This is a genomic window from Streptomyces sp. NPDC006393 (genome assembly GCF_040628575.1).
Classification (GTDB): Bacteria; Actinomycetota; Actinomycetes; order Streptomycetales; family Streptomycetaceae; genus Streptomyces.
In genome coordinates, this window is the sequence record NZ_JBEXZD010000072.1 from 14,680 (window position 1) to 30,014 (window position 15,335).

At 72.4% G+C, this 15,335-nt stretch carries 16 protein-coding genes and 1 pseudogene; 5 read left to right on the plus strand and 12 right to left on the minus strand.

Annotation, left to right across the window (positions count from 1 at the left end; all coding sequences use genetic code 11):
• Positions 1-119 precede the first annotated feature (119 nt).
• Positions 120-1,097, minus strand: coding sequence for an aldose epimerase family protein (locus ABZ484_RS25780; RefSeq protein WP_358868296.1), 978 nt, complete (start codon positions 1,095-1,097; stop codon positions 120-122).
• 15 nt (positions 1,098-1,112) lie between these two features.
• Positions 1,113-2,009 (minus strand): SGNH/GDSL hydrolase family protein, encoded by an 897-nt coding sequence (locus ABZ484_RS25785; RefSeq protein WP_358868297.1) that lies wholly within the window; start codon positions 2,007-2,009, stop codon positions 1,113-1,115.
• Between the two features lie 269 nt (positions 2,010-2,278).
• On the opposite strand from ABZ484_RS25785, the gene ABZ484_RS25790 reads away from it, so the two are divergent.
• Positions 2,279-2,773, plus strand: a complete 495-nt coding sequence (locus tag ABZ484_RS25790) for a DUF3145 domain-containing protein (RefSeq protein WP_030173395.1) — start codon at positions 2,279-2,281, stop codon at positions 2,771-2,773.
• A gap of 222 nt (positions 2,774-2,995) precedes the next feature.
• On the opposite strand, the gene fabF is transcribed toward ABZ484_RS25790, so the two are convergent.
• From fabF to fasR, 5 genes are all read right to left on the minus strand, one after another.
• Positions 2,996-4,276: a beta-ketoacyl-ACP synthase II gene (gene fabF / locus ABZ484_RS25795; RefSeq protein WP_358868298.1), complete on the minus strand. Its 1,281-nt coding sequence runs from the start codon at positions 4,274-4,276 to the stop codon at positions 2,996-2,998.
• A gap of 87 nt (positions 4,277-4,363) precedes the next feature.
• Positions 4,364-4,612 carry an acyl carrier protein gene (locus tag ABZ484_RS25800; RefSeq protein WP_018545314.1) on the minus strand — a complete coding sequence of 83 codons (249 nt, stop codon included), beginning with the start codon at positions 4,610-4,612 and terminating at the stop codon, positions 4,364-4,366.
• Between the two features lie 101 nt (positions 4,613-4,713).
• A complete protein-coding gene (locus ABZ484_RS25805) occupies positions 4,714-5,745 on the minus strand; it encodes a ketoacyl-ACP synthase III (RefSeq protein WP_358868299.1) in 1,032 nt (343 codons plus the stop codon).
• A gap of 22 nt (positions 5,746-5,767) precedes the next feature.
• Positions 5,768-6,685 carry an ACP S-malonyltransferase gene (locus ABZ484_RS25810; RefSeq protein WP_358868300.1) on the minus strand — a complete coding sequence of 306 codons (918 nt, stop codon included), beginning with the start codon at positions 6,683-6,685 and terminating at the stop codon, positions 5,768-5,770.
• A gap of 89 nt (positions 6,686-6,774) precedes the next feature.
• Entirely contained in the window at positions 6,775-7,980 is a 1,206-nt protein-coding gene (gene fasR / locus ABZ484_RS25815; RefSeq protein WP_358868301.1) for a fatty acid biosynthesis transcriptional regulator FasR, read from the minus strand.
• Positions 7,981-8,112: 132 nt separating this feature from the next.
• Between fasR and ABZ484_RS25820 the strand changes: the two genes are divergently transcribed.
• Together ABZ484_RS25820 and ABZ484_RS25825 are read left to right on the plus strand one after the other, a co-directional pair.
• Positions 8,113-8,814 (plus strand): pirin family protein, encoded by a 702-nt coding sequence (locus ABZ484_RS25820; RefSeq protein ID WP_358868302.1) that lies wholly within the window; start codon positions 8,113-8,115, stop codon positions 8,812-8,814.
• A 133-nt stretch (positions 8,815-8,947) separates the two neighbouring features.
• Positions 8,948-9,166 (plus strand): annotated as a pseudogene (locus ABZ484_RS25825) (TetR/AcrR family transcriptional regulator); the annotation flags it as partial.
• Between the two features lie 48 nt (positions 9,167-9,214).
• On the opposite strand, the gene ABZ484_RS25830 reads toward ABZ484_RS25825, so the two are convergent.
• Both ABZ484_RS25830 and ABZ484_RS25835 read right to left on the minus strand, forming a co-directional pair.
• Positions 9,215-10,033: a serine hydrolase domain-containing protein gene (locus ABZ484_RS25830; RefSeq protein ID WP_358868303.1), complete on the minus strand. Its 819-nt coding sequence runs from the start codon at positions 10,031-10,033 to the stop codon at positions 9,215-9,217.
• Positions 10,034-10,050: 17 nt separating this feature from the next.
• Entirely contained in the window at positions 10,051-10,521 is a 471-nt protein-coding gene (locus ABZ484_RS25835; RefSeq protein WP_358868304.1) for a GNAT family N-acetyltransferase, read from the minus strand.
• Positions 10,522-10,626: 105 nt separating this feature from the next.
• On the opposite strand from ABZ484_RS25835, the gene ABZ484_RS25840 reads away from it, so the two are divergent.
• The gene (locus ABZ484_RS25840) at positions 10,627-11,127 is read left to right on the plus strand and encodes a MerR family transcriptional regulator (RefSeq protein ID WP_358868305.1); all 501 of its coding nucleotides are present in this window, start codon (positions 10,627-10,629) and stop codon (positions 11,125-11,127) included.
• A complete protein-coding gene (locus ABZ484_RS25845) occupies positions 11,124-12,140 on the plus strand; it encodes an aldo/keto reductase (RefSeq protein WP_358868306.1) in 1,017 nt (338 codons plus the stop codon). The genes ABZ484_RS25840 and ABZ484_RS25845 overlap by 4 nt, the downstream gene beginning before the upstream one ends.
• 32 nt (positions 12,141-12,172) lie before the next feature.
• On the opposite strand, the gene ABZ484_RS25850 is transcribed toward ABZ484_RS25845, so the two are convergent.
• The 3 genes from ABZ484_RS25850 to ABZ484_RS25860 form a co-directional block, all read right to left on the minus strand.
• Positions 12,173-13,057 (minus strand): DUF4429 domain-containing protein, encoded by an 885-nt coding sequence (locus ABZ484_RS25850; protein WP_358868307.1) that lies wholly within the window; start codon positions 13,055-13,057, stop codon positions 12,173-12,175.
• 66 nt (positions 13,058-13,123) lie between these two features.
• Positions 13,124-14,341: an alpha/beta hydrolase gene (locus tag ABZ484_RS25855; RefSeq protein ID WP_358868308.1), complete on the minus strand. Its 1,218-nt coding sequence runs from the start codon at positions 14,339-14,341 to the stop codon at positions 13,124-13,126.
• Positions 14,342-14,606: 265 nt separating this feature from the next.
• Complete coding sequence (locus tag ABZ484_RS25860; protein WP_358868309.1) at positions 14,607-15,287, minus strand: TetR family transcriptional regulator; 681 nt, start codon at positions 15,285-15,287, stop codon at positions 14,607-14,609.
• Between the last annotated feature and the right edge of the window lie 48 nt (positions 15,288-15,335).

Below are 15,335 nucleotides of genomic sequence, written 5' to 3' on the forward strand. Positions count from 1 at the left end.
CGGCGAGGAACAATTGTTCGTTTTTCCGGTCGGATCGATCGGACCGGCCGCGGAGGCGGGCCGGGGCCCGCACCCGGAAGCGGGTGTCCGCCGCGGCCGGTCCCGCGGCGGACCGGCCCTCACCGCGCCGAGAACCCGTACACCGTCTCCGAGCGGTACACCTCGCCCGGACGGAGCACCGTGGTCGGGAAGTCCGGGCGGTTGGGGGAGTCCGGGTGGTGCTGGGTCTCCAGGGCGATCCCGTCGCCGGGGGCGAACGGCGCCGTGATGTGGTCGGCGGTGTAGAGCTGCATGCCCGGCTCCGTCGTCGCCACCGTCAGGGTGCGGCCCGACGCCGGGTCGTGGAGCTCGGCGACCTCCTCGGCGGCCCGGGTGACGCCCTTGTCGAGGACGAAGTCGTGGTCGTAGCCGGAGCCGGTCTTGCGGGACTGCCGGAAGTCGAAGCGGGTCCCCTCGACCCCGGCCGGCGCGCCGACCGGGACGAGGTGCTCGTCGACGGGGAGGTAGCGGGAGGCGGCGAGCCGCAGTTCGTGGCCGCCGGCCGCGCCCGAGCCGGCGCCGCCGAGGTTCCAGTACGTGTGGTTGGTCAGGTTGACCAGGGTCGGCGCGTCCGTGACCGCCTCGTAGGCGATGCTCAGGGCGCCCGAGGAGTCCAGCGTGTACGTCGCCGTGACCTCCAGCCGGCCGGGGAAGCCCTCCTCACCGTGCGGGCTGACCCGGGACAGGCGCACTCCGTGCTCGACGGCGGTGACGTCCCACACCCGCTTGTCGAAGCCGCGCTCCCCGCCGTGCAGCGAGTTGGGGCCGTCGTTGCGCGCCAGCGCGTACGTCCGCCCGTCCAGCGGGAAGCGGCCGCCGGCGATCCGGTTGGCGTACCGGCCGATCAGGGCGCCGAGGAACGGCTCGGGGTGGGCGAGGTAGCCGGCCAGGTCCGGGAAGCCCAGCACCACGTCCGCGGTGCGCCCGTCCCGGTCCGGGACCTCCACCGACTGCACGATCCCACCGTACGACAGCACGCGCACCCGCACCCCGGCCCGCTGGAGCGTCCAGCGGTGGACCGGGGTGCCGTCGGACAGTGCGCCGAAGAGTTCACTCATGCGGGAAACCCTAGGTCACGGGTTCTTGGCGGTGACGGTGCGGTAGGCGATCTCCGCGAGCTTCGCCTGGCCGTTGCGGCTCGGGTGGAACCAGTCCCAGTGGCTGAGCTGCGCCGTGCCGAACCGGTAGTCGAAGACCGCGTTGCGGTCGAAGCGGCAGCGGCGGTCCTTCGCGCAGACCTCGGCCAGCACCTTGTTGTAGTCCACCACCCGGGACTGCACCGTCTCGCGCCGCTGCTTCGCCGCGGCGTCCAGCGCGTCCGCGTCCCCGAGCATCGACGGGCACAGGCCCAGCTTCCAGATCTGCTTGCCGAGCGGGTTGGTCCGCCCCTGCGACCACAGCCGCTTCAGGTCCGGCACGCTGGAGACGTACACCTCCGCCTTCGGCAGCGCCTTGCGCAGGGTGCCCATCGCCTTCTGGAAGTCGCGGCGGAAGTCGGCGACCGAGGTCATCTGGGCGGGGGAGTCGCGGCAGGCGTCATTGGCGCCGACCATCACCGCCACCAGTTCCGGCTTGTTCCGCACCGCCCGGGCCATCTGGCCGTTCAGATCCGCCACCCGGGCGCCGGTCACCGCGTGGTTCCAGCTGCGCCGGGCCGCACCGTCCGCCCCGAGCAGCCGCACCGCCAGGCTGTTCACCGAGGGGTCGCTGCCCGTCGCCCACGATGCCTCCGGGCAGTCCGACAGCACGGCGCACGTGTCGAAGCCACGGGTGATGGAGTCGCCGACCGCGGCGATCGAGTGCGGACTGGCGTCCCAGACCGGTGTCGCCGCCACGGGCGGCTTGGCCGCTCTGGCACCGGCGTCACGGGCGGACGCCTTGTCACCGACCACGTCACAGCCCGCGGTGACCAGGACGGCCGCCGCCACGACGGCATGCGCGGCCCGCATACGGTGGCTTCGCTTCCGCATCCTCGTGATCCCCTCGGTCGTCGCGCGCAACCTCGCGCAGAACGGGCACTCCCCTCCATAAGAACGCGCGAGGGTTCCCGTCCCCAACCGAGGCGACGGCGCACAGCCGTACAAGCGTCCCCCTGGGTGAATGGGGGCCCCTTCCTGGCACCGGGACCGACGGTACGTCACACTCCTTGCCCCGTCGCACGGTAGCCTCGCCATCAGCAGGGCGGTCGAGCGCCACTGCCGCCCGCCCGCACTTAGTCCCGCTCTGCCCGGAGGTCCCGGTGACGACACGTGGAGTTCTGTACGTGCACTCCGCGCCGCGCGCGCTGTGCCCGCACGTCGAGTGGGCCGTCGCCGGGGTGCTCGGCACGCGCGTCAGCCTGGACTGGATCCGGCAGCCCGCCGCGCCCGGCACCTGGCGCTCGGAGTTCTCCTGGCAGGGCGAGGCCGGCACCGCCTCCAAGCTCGCCTCCGCGCTGCGCGGCTGGCACCTGCTGCGCTTCGAGGTCACCGCCGAGCCCTGCGCGACCGCCGAGGGCGAGCGCTACAGCTGCACCCCCGACCTCGGCATCTTCCACGCCGTCACCGGCATCCACGGCGACATCCTCATCCCCGAGGACCGGCTGCGCGCCGCCCTGATCCGCTCCCAGCGCGGCGAGAGCGACCTGGAGGCCGAACTGGCCAGGCTCCTGGGCAAGCCCTGGGACGACGAGCTGGAGCCGTTCCGCTACGCGGGCGAGGGCGCCCCGGTGCGCTGGCTGCACCAGGTGGTGTGACGGCCTCTCAGGCACCGCCCCGGGCCCGCCTCTCAGGCACCGCCCCGGGCCGACTCTCAGGCACCGCCCCGGGCCCGCCTCTCAGGCACCGCCCCGGGCCGACTCTCAGCCACGGCCCCGCGTCCGACTCTCAGCCACGGCCCCGGGTCCGAGTGGCCACAGCGGCAAGGGAAAGGGCCCCCACCGACCGGTGGGGGCCCTTCACGCTCGTACCGGAGTTCCTCAGACGGTCCGGAACGCCAGCACCACGTTGTGCCCACCGAACCCGAACGAGTCGTTCAGGGCCGCGATGCGGCCCTCGACGGGCAGCTTGCGGGCCTCGCCGCGGACCACGTCCGCGTTCGCCTCGGCCTCCGGGTCGATGTTCTCGACGTTGATGGTGGGCGGGGCCACCCGGTGGTACAGGGCCAGCACGGTCGCCACCGACTCCACACCGCCCGCGCCCCCGAGCAGGTGACCGGTCATCGACTTGGTCGCGGAGACCGCGATGTGGTCGGCGTCGTCGCCGAACACCTTGCGCAGCGCCTTCAACTCGGCGACGTCACCGGCCGGGGTCGACGTGGCGTGCGCGTTGACGTGCACGATCTCGGCCGGGTCCAGGTCGGTGCGGTCCAGCAGGTTCTGCAGGGCGTGCGAGATGCCGCGGCCCTCCGGCTCCGGCTGCACGATGTCGTGGCTGTCGGCGGAGATGCCCTGGCCGACCGCCTCCGCGTAGACGCGGGCACCGCGCCGGGCCGCGTGCTCGGCGGACTCCAGCACGAGCACACCGGCGCCCTCGCCCAGGACGAAGCCGTCCCGGTCGACGTCGTAGGGGCGCGAGGCACCCTCGGGGTTCTCGTTGTTCTTGGACATCGCCATCATGTTGCCGAACGCGGCGATCGGCAGCGGGTGGATCGCCGCCTCCGTACCGCCGGCGACGACCACGTCGGCGCGGCCGGTGCGGATCATCTCGATGGCGTAGCCGATGGCCTCGGCGCCCGACGCGCAGGCGGAGACCGGGGTGTGCACACCGGCACGGGCGCCCACGAGCAGACCGACGTTGGCGGAGGGGCCGTTCGGCATCAGCATCGGCACGGTGTGCGGGGAGACCCGGCGGACGCCCTTCTCCTTCAGCACGTCGTACTGGTCGAGCAGCGTCGTCACTCCGCCGATGCCGGAGGCGATCACGGCACCCAGCCGGTCCGGGTCGACGGCGCCGTCGCTGCCGTCCTCGCCCGCCTTGCCGGTGAACCCGGCGTCCTTCCAGGCCTCCTGGGCGGCGACCAGCGCGAACTGCGCCGAGCGGTCCAGACGGCGGGCCTGCGGCCGCGGAATGGTCTCGGTCGGCTCCACGGCGACCGGGGCCGCGATACGGACGGCCTGGTCGGCCGCCCACTCCTGGGTCAGGGGCTTGACACCGGACTTGCCGGCGACCAGACCCTCCCAGGTCGAGGCTGCGTCGCCACCCAGCGGTGTGGTTGCGCCGATACCGGTGACGACCACGGTGCGATTGGTCGAGCTCACGGGAATTCTTTCTCCAACGGAAACGAGGATTCGTACGGCGCCACCGCCGGGTGGCGGGGCAGTCAGCCCAAGGCAGTGATCGGTCGATCAGGCCTGGTGCTTGAGGATGTAGTCGGTCGCGTCGCCGACGGTCTTGAGGTTCTTGACGTCCTCGTCGGGGATCTTGACGTCGAAGCGCTCCTCGGCGGCGACGACGACCTCGACCATGGACAGCGAGTCGACGTCCAGGTCGTCGGTGAAGGACTTGTCCAGCTGGACGTCCTCGGTGGGGATCCCGGCGATCTCGTTCACGATCTCGGCGAGACCGGCGACGATCTCTTCCTGAGTGGCGGCCATGTCGGCGCTCCTTCGTTGTGTTCCGTAAGGGTGTGGCGCCCGCCGCGGCAGCGGCAGGTGTTGCGGTTGCCGTCCCGGACGCATGATCCGGCACGGAGTGCCTAGGGGAGGGTAACGACCGTCGCGGCGTACACGAGACCCGCCCCGAAGCCGATGACGAGCGCGGTGTCGCCGCTCTTCGCCTCGCCGGTCGCCAGGAGCCGCTCCATCGCGAGCGGGATCGAGGCGGCCGAGGTGTTGCCGGTGGTGCGGATGTCACGGGCGACCGTGACGTGCTCCGGCAGTTTCAGCGTCTTCACCATCGAGTCGATGATCCGCACGTTCGCCTGGTGCGGAATGAAGACGTCCAGGTCGTCCGGGCTGATCCCGGCCGCGTCCAGCGCCTGCTGGGCGACCTTCGCCATCTCGAACACGGCCCAGCGGAACACCGCCTGGCCCTCCTGCGTGATCGCAGGGAACTTGACGTTGCCCTCGCTGTCCAGCGGGAGCTCGGACACATCGCCGATCCGGAAACGGTCCCAGGGCACGGTCTGCTTGATCGTCCCGGCCTTGTCGCCCTCCGAACCCCACACCGTCGGGCCGATCGCCGGCTCCTTCGACGGGCCGACCACGACCGCGCCGGCGCCGTCGCCGAACAGGAAGGCCGTCGCCCGGTCCTCCAGGTCGGTCAGGTCGCTCAGCCGCTCCACGCCGATGACGAGGACGTACTCCGCGGAACCCTCCACGACCATGCCCTTGGCGAGGGTGAGGCCGTAGCCGAAGCCGGCGCAGCCGGCCGAGATGTCGAAGGCCGCGGCCTTGTCGGTGCCCAGCTTGTCGGCGATCTCGGTGGCCACGGCCGGGGTCTGGCTGAAGTGCGAGACGGTGGAGACGACCACGGCGCCGATCTGCTCGGCGTCGATCCCCGAGTCCGCGATCGCCTTGCCGGCGGCCTCGATGGACATCGCCGCGACGGTCTCGTCGGGGCCGGCCCAGTGCCGGGTCTCGATGCCGGAGCGCGAGCGGATCCACTCGTCGGACGAGTCGATCTTCTCGAGGATCACCTCGTTGGGCACCACCCGCGTGGGCCGATAGCCGCCCACGCCGAGGATGCGCGCGTACGGGGCGCCCTTGCTGGGCTTGATCTTCGACATGTGCGATCGGCTCCTTAGGGCGTCAGGCGTTCGTGTGCTCGGCGATGAGCGCGCGGGCCGCGTCGAGGTCGTCGGGGGTCTTCAGCGCCAGCGTCTTCACGCCCGGCAGCGCCCGCTTGGCCAGACCGGTGAGCGTGCCGCCGGGGCACACCTCGATCAGCGCGGTGGCGCCGAGCTCCTGGAAGGTCTCCATGCACAGGTCCCAGCGGACCGGGTTGGCGACCTGGCCGACCAGCCGCTCGACGACCTCGGTGCCGCTCGGCACCGCCCGGCCGTCCTTGTTGGAGACGTAGGTCACCTTCGGGTCGGTGGGCTCGAGCGCCTTGGCGGCCTCGGCCAGCTTCGCGACCGCGGGGGCCATGTGGTGGGTGTGGAAGGCGCCGGCCACCTTCAGCGGCACGACCTTGCGTACGCCCTCGGGCTTGTCCTCGTTCAGCGCGGCGAGCTGCTCCAGGGTGCCCGCGGCCACGATCTGGCCCGCGCCGTTGACGTTGGCCGGGGTGAGGCCCAGCTTCTCCAGGTGCTTGACGGACACCTCCGGGTCGCCGCCGAGCAGCGCCGACATGCCCGTCCCGGTGACGGCGGCGGCCTCGGCCATCGCAAGACCCCGCTTGCGCACCAGCGTCAGCGCGGCCGTGTCGTTCAGGACGCCCGCGAAGGCGGCGGCGGTGATCTCACCGACGCTGTGCCCGGCGACGGCATCCGGTGCCACGTCACCGAGTGCCGCGGCCGACAGGAGCCCGGCGGCCACGAGCAGCGGCTGGGCCACGGCGGTGTCGCGGATCGCGTCCGCGTCGGCCTGCGTTCCGTAGTGGACGAGGTCCAGTCCGATGGCGTCCGACCAGGCGGTGACACGGTCGGCTGCCCCGGGCAGTTCGAGCCAGGGGGTCAGGAAGCCGGGCGTCTGGGCGCCCTGGCCGGGAGCGACGAGTACGAGCACTCTCACACTCTCTCTTGGGGACGGCCGAAGCCGCCCGTGGGGACAGGGACGAAGAACACGGAGGGGTTTTGTGGGCCCCCGACAAAAGCCTAGGTCTGGGGATCTCCGTCGGCCAGACGCCCCAGGATCAAGGCGATCCTCAGTGTGAACGCGGATCGTACATCGGACGGCGACCATCCGGTGACGTCTGTCACACGTCGGAGCCGGTAGCGCACGGTGTTCGGGTGAACGAAGAGCATCCGGGCGGCGCCTTCGAGGCTGCTCGCCTGCTCCAGATAGACACTCAGGGTCTCCAGGAGCGCGGACCCGGCCTCCTCCAGCGGTCTGTAGATCTCCTCTACCAACTGCTCCCGGGCACTCGGGTCACCGGCGATGGCGCGCTCCGGGAGCAGATCGTCGGCGAGCACCGGGCGCGGCGCGTCCTGCCAGGCGAAACAGGCCTTCAGCCCGGCCGCGGCGGCCTGCGCGGACCGGGTCGCGGCGAGCAGATCGGGCACGACGGGACCGGCCACGACCGGTCCGGCGGCGAACGGCCCGATCAGCGACTTCGCCACGGCCAGCGGGTTGTCGCTGCCGCCCGCGATCACCACCAGCCGCTCCCCGAGAACCCCGGTGAGCACCTGGAGCTTGGCATGCCGCGCGGCCCGCCGAATGGCTTCGACAGTCAGCTCGGAGTCCCCGTCGGGCGCGGTCCCGAGCACCACGCACACATGCTCGGGCGAGTTCCACCCGAGGGCGGCGGCCCGTGACACGGCGCCCTCGTCGGCCTCCCCGCTGAGCACGGCGTTGACGACGAGCGACTCCAGCCGGGCGTCCCAGGCACCGCGTGCCTCGGCGGCCTGGGCGTAGACCTGGGCGGTGGCGAAGGCGATCTCCCGGGCGTAGACGAGCAGGGCCTCGCGCAGCACCGCCTCGTCCCCCGGCGCCGCCACCTCGTCGATGGCGGACTCCATGACCTCGATGGTGGTCCGCACCATCTCCACGGTCTGCCGCAGCGTGATCGCCCGCGTCAGCTCACGCGGAGCCGTCCCGAACACGTCCGTCGAGATCGCCTGCGGGGCGTCCGGGTGCCGGAACCACTCGGTGAACGCCGCGATACCGGCCTGGGCCACCAGCCCGATCCAGGAGCGGTTCTCCGGGGGCATGGCCCGGTACCACGGCAGCGACTCGTCCATCCGCGCGATCGCCTGCGCGGCGAGGGACCCGGAGGACTTCTCCAGCCGTCTCAGGGTCGCGGCATGCGGATGAGCGGGGCGCGCTGGGGCGTCGGCGTGACGGGATTCGGGTTCGGGCACGGGGACAAGACTGCCTTATCCGGACGTCAGTGCGTGCCGCCGGGTCGGATGTAGGACTGCGGGTGCCCCCGCGACCGGGTTTGAGGAACGGTGGCGAGGGCCGGTTTCACGAGCGGGTCTACGGTGGTCCCCGTGACGACGGACGTACGGCGCGCGGCAGAGCGCTACCAGGGCGGCGACCCGGCGGCGGGCATCACCACCCGCCACTCCTTCTCCTTCGGCCCCCACTACGACCCGGACAACCTCCGCTTCGGCGCCCTGATCGCCTGCAACGAGGAGCACCTGGCCCCCGGCGCCGGCTTCGACGAGCACCCGCACAGCCACACGGAGATCGTCACCTGGGTGGTGACCGGCGAACTGACCCACCGCGACTCCACGGGCCACGAGACGCTGATCCGCCCCGGCGACGTCCAGCGCCTGAGCGCGGCGGCCGGCGTCCGCCACGTCGAACGCAACGACGGAACCGTCCCCCTGACCTTCGTCCAGATGTGGCTGGCCCCCCTCGAACCCGGCGGCGACCCCTTCTACGAGATCGTCCACGGCATCGCCGACTCCACCCCGTACGCCGTCCCGGAAGCCGCCGCCATGCTCCACGTACGACGCCTGGCGGCGGGCGAGCGCACGGCGGTACCGGAGGCGGCGTACGCGTACGTCCATGTGGTCCGGGGCGAAGTGCTGCTGGCCGGTGAGCGGTTGGGACCGGGCGACGCCGCCCGGATCACGGACGCGGGCGGAGAACTGGAGGCGGTGGATGTGACGGGAGCGGAACTGCTGATGTGGGAGATGGGCGGGGCCGGACAGGGAGACCCTGCCCGGCCCGCCGGCGGTGCCTGAGGAGTGCGCGCCAGCTGTCCGGGGCCCCAGCGTGGTCAGGTCGAAGGGGGCGGGTCTGTTGTGCCGGCCGGGTCCGGGACGGCGACGGTGGATTCGGCGTCGACGTAGCTGACGGCAGGGGTGGTGTAGTCGGTTTGCCCAGCTCACCGCCTTCGACGCCGGGCACGTCAGCCATGAGATCGCCCAGGCCGTGGCCGCCCGGTCCGCCGACCGCGGTGCCGCAGAAGCCCGCTACCTCGCCGCCGTCGCCGCCGACGGCCACACCCTCGCCTCGCCCGGACGCCCTCTCACCCCCGAGGCCACCTTCACCCGCTTTCTCAACCGGCTGGTCGACGGCCTCGACGCGGATTGATCCGCGCGATCCGCCGCGCGAAGGCCGCTCGGGGGACCTTCGGTGGTGTCAGCGGAGCTCCGCCAGCACCCCGTCCGTGAACGGCGGCCACGCCTCGATCGCCCACGGGCCGAAGGCCCGGTCCGTCAGGGCCGCGCAGGCCAGCCCCGCGTCCGGGTCGATCCAGAGGAACGTACCCGACTGTCCGAAATGCCCGAAAGTTCGAGGGGAAGACGAAGTACCCGTCCAGTGGGGGGACTTGGAGCCGCGGATCTCGAATCCCAGGCCCCAGTCGTTGGGGTTCTGGTGGCCGTAGCCCGGCAGGACGCCCTTCCTGCCCGGGTACTGGACCGTCATCGCCTCGGCGACCGTGCGCGGGTCGAGCAGGCGCGGGGCCTGGAGTTCGGCGGCGAAGCGGAGGAGGTCCTCGACCGTGGAGACGCCGTCCTTCGCCGGGGAGCCGTCCAGGGTCGTCCGCGTCATGCCCAGCGGCTCCAGGACCGCCTGGCGCAGATAGTCGGAGAACGGGATGTCCGTGGCCTTCGAGACATGGTCGCCCAGCTGTTCGAAGCCGGCGTTCGAGTACAGGCGGCGCTCCCCGGGCGGGGCCGTCACCCGGTGTTCGTCGAAGGCCAGGCCGGAGGTGTGGGCGAGCAGGTGGCGGACGGTCGCGCCGGGCGGGCCGGCCGGCTCGTCCAGTTCGACCGCGCCTTCCTCGTACGCCACCAGCACCGCGTAGGCCGCCAGGGGCTTGGTCACCGAGGCCAGCGGGAAACGCCGGTCGGCCGGGCCGTGGGTGCCCACGACCGTGCCGTCCGCGCGGACCACGCCCGCCGCGGCGGTGGGAACCGGCCAGTTCTCGATCGACGCCAGGCTGTGCAACGACATGCGTCGAGCCTAAGCGCTCACAGCCACAGCTCCAGCAGCGGGTCGGGCTTCGGCCGGAAGCCGAGCGAGGTGTACAGCGGGGCGCCCTCGGCGGACGTGGTGAGCTGCACCCGGTCGGCGCCGCGCTCGCGGAACCACTTCAGGAGCGTGTCCATGCACGCGCGCGCGTACCCGCGGCGGCGGGCGTCCGGGTCCGTGGCGACGCTGAAGACGTAGCCGACCGCGCCGAGCGGGTTGCCCGCCCGTCCGATCCGGTAGTCGATCGTGCCCGCCACGAGCGCGGCCAGCGCTCCCGGCCGCTCGGGGTGGTCGACGACGAAGGCGGCGAAGGTCCCGTCCGGATCGGCGAGCTTCGCGCGCAGGGTGGGCAGGGACTCCGCGTGCCAGTCGGTGGACCGGTCGGCCTGGAACAGCGAGTCGATCATGACCTGGCGCAGGCGCAGCACTTCCTCCGCGTCGGCCGGCTCGGCACGTCGTACGAGACTCATGCCCCGCACGCTAGCCACCGGGCCCGCGCCGTGTCCTGCGCTTTTCGGCCGCCGTGTCCGGTCCGGCTTGCTTGGAGTGCACTCCAACGTCATAGCGTGGAGGGCATGACGGTGATGCAGACCACGGCCGTGGCCACCGAGGAAACCCCGCAGGCTCCCACCCGCACCGACATCTGCTCCGCCCCGCCCCCGCGCCACCCGCGTCCCGACGGGCAGGACCGGTACACGATCAGCGAGGTCGTCGCGTTCACCGGGCTCACGGCCCACACGCTCCGCTGGTACGAGCGCATCGGCCTGATGGCCCACGTCGACCGCTCGCACACCGGCCAGCGCCGCTACACCAACCGCGACCTGGACTGGCTCGACCTCGTCGGCAAGCTCCGGCTGACCGGCATGCCGGTCGCCGACATGGTCCGGTACGCGGAACTGGTGCGCGCGGGCGAGAGCACGTACGGCGAGCGGTACGAGCTGCTGGAGGCGACCCGCCGGGACGTCCTCGCCCGCATCGCCGAGCTCCGCGACACGCTCGCGGTCCTGGACCGCAAGATCGGCTTCTACGCGCAGGCCGGATGCCGCTACGAGACCGAGAGGAACGGCACGCGATGACCGACAGCAGGATCCCGACGGTACGGCTCGGCGAGGGCGGACCGGAGGTGGGCGTCCAGGGCCTGGGCTGCATGGGCATGAGCTTCGCCTACGGCCCCACGGACACCGAGGCGTCCCGCGCCACGCTGGAGCGGGCCCTGGAACTGGGCGTGACGCTCTACGACACGGCGGACGCCTACGGCGCGGGGGACAACGAGCGCTTCCTCTCGCCCTTCTTCCGGGCGCACCGGGACGAGGTCGTGATCGCCACGAAGTTCGCCCTGTCGATCCCGCCGGACGACCCGGCCAGGCGGATCATCCGCAACGACCCGCCCTACATCCGGCAGGCCGTCGAGGCGAGCCTTCAGCGCCTGGGCGTCGACGTGATCGACCTGTACTACATGCACCGGCGGGACGTGCACGTCCCCATCGAGGAGACCGTCGGCACGATGGCCGAGCTGGTGCGCGAGGGCAAGGTCAAGCACCTGGGGCTGAGCGAGGTCACCGCCGACGAGCTGCGGGCCGCGCAGGCCGTGCACCCGATCGCCGCCGTGCAGTCGGAGTGGTCGCTGTTCAGCCGGGACATCGAGGCGAACGTGGTGCCGGCCACGCGTGAGCTGGGCGTGGCGCTGGTGCCCTACTCGCCGCTCGGGCGGGGCTTCCTCACGGGCGGCTTCGTCCAGGCCGAGAAGGAGCTGACCGAGGACGACTTCCGCCGGACGATGCCGCGCTTCCAGGGGGAGAACGCCACGGCGAACGCGGCGCTGCTGGAGCCGGTCCGTACCGTCGCCAAGGCGCACGACGTCTCGCTCGCGCAGGTCGCGCTGGCGTGGGTGCAGCAGCGGGCGTCCGTCCACGGCCTGCCGGTCGTGCCGATCCCGGGCACGCGCAAGCCGGGCCGGGTGGAGGAGAACGCGGTGGCGACGGGGATCGTCCTGACGGGGGAGGAGCTGGCGCTGCTGGAGCCGATCGCCGGGCAGGTGGCCGGCACGCGGTACGCCGACATGTCGTTCGCCTCGGGCGGACGGGAGTAGGCGGACCACGCCGCCGCCCCCCTCGGCGCTCCCTACAGCTCCGCCAGGAGTTGCGCCTTCTTCACGGTGAACTCCTCGTCCGTCACCAGGCCTGCCTGGTGGAGTTCGCCGAGGTGGCGGATGCGGTCGGCGATGTCGGCGGGGTCGCTGCGCGGGGCCGGTACCGGCACCGGGGCCGCCGGGCCCGCCGCGCGCACCGCCGCCAGTACGGCCGCGGCGAACGGGAGCGACTCGTGCACCGGCCCGTAGCCGAGACCGAACACGACCGTGGCCGGGTCCTGGTCCGGCTGCGGTCGCTGGGCCTGCCGCGCGGTGTGCCCGGCGGTGCCCTGCGTGGTGCCAGTGGTCCGTCGCAGCAGCCGCAGGTGCCCGTCGAAGACCTCCGGCGAGCGCCACTCCACCCCGCCCAGTTCGCCGACCGGGAAGCTCTGGTCGCCGGCCTTCCACTTCGCCGAGGACGCCCCGGTCCACGACCACCGGAACCGCACCGCCGTGCCGTCGAAGGACGCCTTGCCGTCGTAGGCCTTGAAGTGCAGCGGCGCCCCGGGCGGGGCCACCAGATGGCGGTCGGCGGGGCCGGTCTCGGTGATCCGGGTGCGCAGTTCGTCGGCGTAGTACCCGGCGAGGGTCTCCCGTTCGGCGGGCAGCACCAGCCGATAGGGGTCGCAGCCCTCCTTGAGCTGTCCGTCGGCCGCGTCCATCAGCGGATCGGCGCCCGGACGGGGCTCGGCCCGCAGGACCACGGTCCCGCGCCGGCCCGGAGCGAGCGTGACCCCCGCGAGCGCGGCCAGGGGCACCCGGCGCTCGCCGAGTGCCTGGAAGAGCTTCGGTGTCCGTATCCCCCGTTCGTAGCGGATGAGCACGGAATCGGACTCGAACTCCCAGGCAGCGTGAAATCCGGTCAGTACGTCACCCATGCGGCTCATCGTAGGCGGCACGAGCTTCCGCGTCCCTCCTCGCGCAGACCGCACTTCCTGCTGTCTCTACGCGCGTCCGGCCGTCGTCGTGGCGGACAAACCCGCCCGGCATCCGTCGTTGTCATGGGCGCACCGCACCGACTGGTACGAGCCGACGCCGATCTCGGCGAAGTTGGTCAGGCTGTCCGTGCCCGGCTCGAAGTAGCCGGCGTGGCCCTTGGCCTCCTGGGCCGACAGCACCCGCGCCCCGAACGCGTCGGAGACCGGGTCGGCCCCGTGGCCGAGACCCCCGAGCTCCATGTACGGCACGTCCCGGATCCAGTCGGTGGCGTCCCGCATCGCCCACACATGCGCGTCGGTGTGCAGGTGGGAGGCCTTCCGCACCCGCATGCCGGGGCTCGCGGCGACCGCTATGTCGGTCACCCGGCCCGGCAGTTCGCGCGCCGCCAGCCCGCAGACCACCGAGCCGTAGCTGTGGCAGAACAGGGCCACGGGCGCGCGGCCGGGCAGCCCGCCGAGCATCTTGTTCAGCCGCTGGGCGCCGTCCTCGGCGCGCATCGCGGTGGCCGCGTCCACGCCGAGCCCGCTGGGCGCGGTGTAGTCGGCCCAGGCGATCACGGCCGTACGCGTGCCGGGGGACGCCGTGCGCTCCGCCGTGTAGAGCGACTTGGCCATGCCGTACGGCGCCGAGTACGGACGGTAGGTCTTGCGGAAGGTGAACAGGTCGGTGTCCACACCGGGGACGACGACCGAGACCCGCTCCGCTTTCGGCAGGCTGCCGAAGACCTCCGCGACCCGTCCGGAGCCCTCGGGGTCGAAGGCGAGGATCTGGCGGTCCTTGGCCATCAGCGCCGTGAAGCGGTGCATACGGCGACCGGCGTCCTGCTGCCCGACCGGGGTGAGCCGGCTGTCGTGCATGCGTTTGAGTTCGACCTTGCGTGCCTGGCCGAGCGCGATGCGGTTGGCCTGGTAACGCAGCCGGACGGGAGCGCCGTTCATGTTGCCGACCGCCAGCGGGTAGCGGTGGGCGAGCCGGGCGCGGTCCTGGGCGCCGAGCGAGGCGAAGAAACGCGTCAGCAGGGCGGGGGCCGCGTCGGGGTCCGGCAGCCGGTGCCCGTGCAGCCGTCCGTGCTCCCACGCGGACAGGGACGCCTGGAGGGCGGTGGACCCGCGGTGGCCGCGCACGGCGGTCCAGCCGGTGGTCGCCAGCATCACGAAGACCACGGCCAGTGCGAGCAGCGCGCGCCAGACGTTGAGCTGCGGGGAGGTGTCGAAGGAAGTCACTGGGAGGACACACTAGGAGAACGAGCCGGTCTCGCGTTAACCGAGTGACGGGGATCACGTTTTGAGGGGCGTGACGGGGGTCTCAGTCCCTCCGTCTTCCGTACACGTGTTCAAGATCGGCTGTTCGTACGGCAGTTCGTCGGCCGCGTACACCTCCGTGCCGGCCCTGTGATCGGACCTGTGGCCGGCCGTGTGGTCGGACCTGTGGCCGGCCCTGTGGTCGGACCTGGGGCGTCCCCGCGCCGCCCCGGTGGGCTGCCGCCGCTCAACCGGCGCTGCGGGCGGGCCCGGTGGCCCGCCAGTTCCCGGTCAGGGCCGGTCCCATCTGGTCGAGGTACGCGGCCGTGAGCGCCCGGATCCCCTCCAGGCTGAGGTCCTCGCTCGTGCTCCACTGACGCCCCGTCACCCGCATCACCCCGCCGAACGCGGCCGCCAGCAGACGCGGACGAGGGTCGGTGTCCACGTCGAGGCCCTCGCGCGCGGCGAGCAGGCGCGCCAGCTGCTCCTCGGTCTCGACCGAGCGGCGCAGATGCGCGGCGAGCAGGGCGGGCGTCGACTCGATCGCCTGGAACATGCGCAGGTGCAGTTCGAGGGGGACGGCGCTCATGATGGCCTCGCCGATCCTGTCCCAGTTGTCCAGCACCGCCCGGCGCAGCGCCTCCAGCGGGGCCTCGTGGGGCGGGCGGGCGCGCACGGAGTCGAGGAACTGCTCCTCCACCATGTCCTGCACGGCGAAGGCGGCCTCCTCCTTGCCGGGGAAGTAGCGGAAGAAGGTGCGCTGCGAGACGTCCACGGCCTCGGCGACGTCGTCGACCGTCGTCTGCTCGTACCCGCGGGTGGTGAACAGCTCCAGCGCGGCCCGCAGCAGTGCGTCCCGGGTGCGCTGCTTCTTGCGTTCGCGCAGCCCCGGGCGTGGCGCCGCCTCGGCGGCCCCCACCGTCTCCATCAACGTCTCCGGCCCTCCCGGTGAACTGTTTCCCCTGTTCAGACTATA

Excerpts from the sequence above, each read along its gene's own strand:
- ABZ484_RS25780 (WP_358868296.1), bottom strand. The coding sequence starts at position 1,097 with ATGAGTGAACTCTTCGGCGCACTGTCCGACGGCACCCCGGTCCACCGC.
- ABZ484_RS25785 (WP_358868297.1), bottom strand. The coding sequence starts at position 2,009 with ATGCGGAAGCGAAGCCACCGTATGCGGGCCGCGCATGCCGTCGTGGCG.
- ABZ484_RS25800 (WP_018545314.1), bottom strand. The coding sequence starts at position 4,612 with ATGGCCGCCACTCAGGAAGAGATCGTCGCCGGTCTCGCCGAGATCGTG.
- ABZ484_RS25805 (WP_358868299.1), bottom strand. The coding sequence starts at position 5,745 with ATGTCGAAGATCAAGCCCAGCAAGGGCGCCCCGTACGCGCGCATCCTC.
- ABZ484_RS25830 (WP_358868303.1), bottom strand. The coding sequence starts at position 10,033 with ATGTCGTTGCACAGCCTGGCGTCGATCGAGAACTGGCCGGTTCCCACC.
- ABZ484_RS25835 (WP_358868304.1), bottom strand. The coding sequence starts at position 10,521 with ATGAGTCTCGTACGACGTGCCGAGCCGGCCGACGCGGAGGAAGTGCTG.
- ABZ484_RS25840 (WP_358868305.1), top strand. The coding sequence starts at position 10,627 with ATGACGGTGATGCAGACCACGGCCGTGGCCACCGAGGAAACCCCGCAG.
- ABZ484_RS25845 (WP_358868306.1), top strand. The coding sequence starts at position 11,124 with ATGACCGACAGCAGGATCCCGACGGTACGGCTCGGCGAGGGCGGACCG.
- ABZ484_RS25850 (WP_358868307.1), bottom strand. The coding sequence starts at position 13,057 with ATGGGTGACGTACTGACCGGATTTCACGCTGCCTGGGAGTTCGAGTCC.
- ABZ484_RS25860 (WP_358868309.1), bottom strand. The coding sequence starts at position 15,287 with ATGGAGACGGTGGGGGCCGCCGAGGCGGCGCCACGCCCGGGGCTGCGC.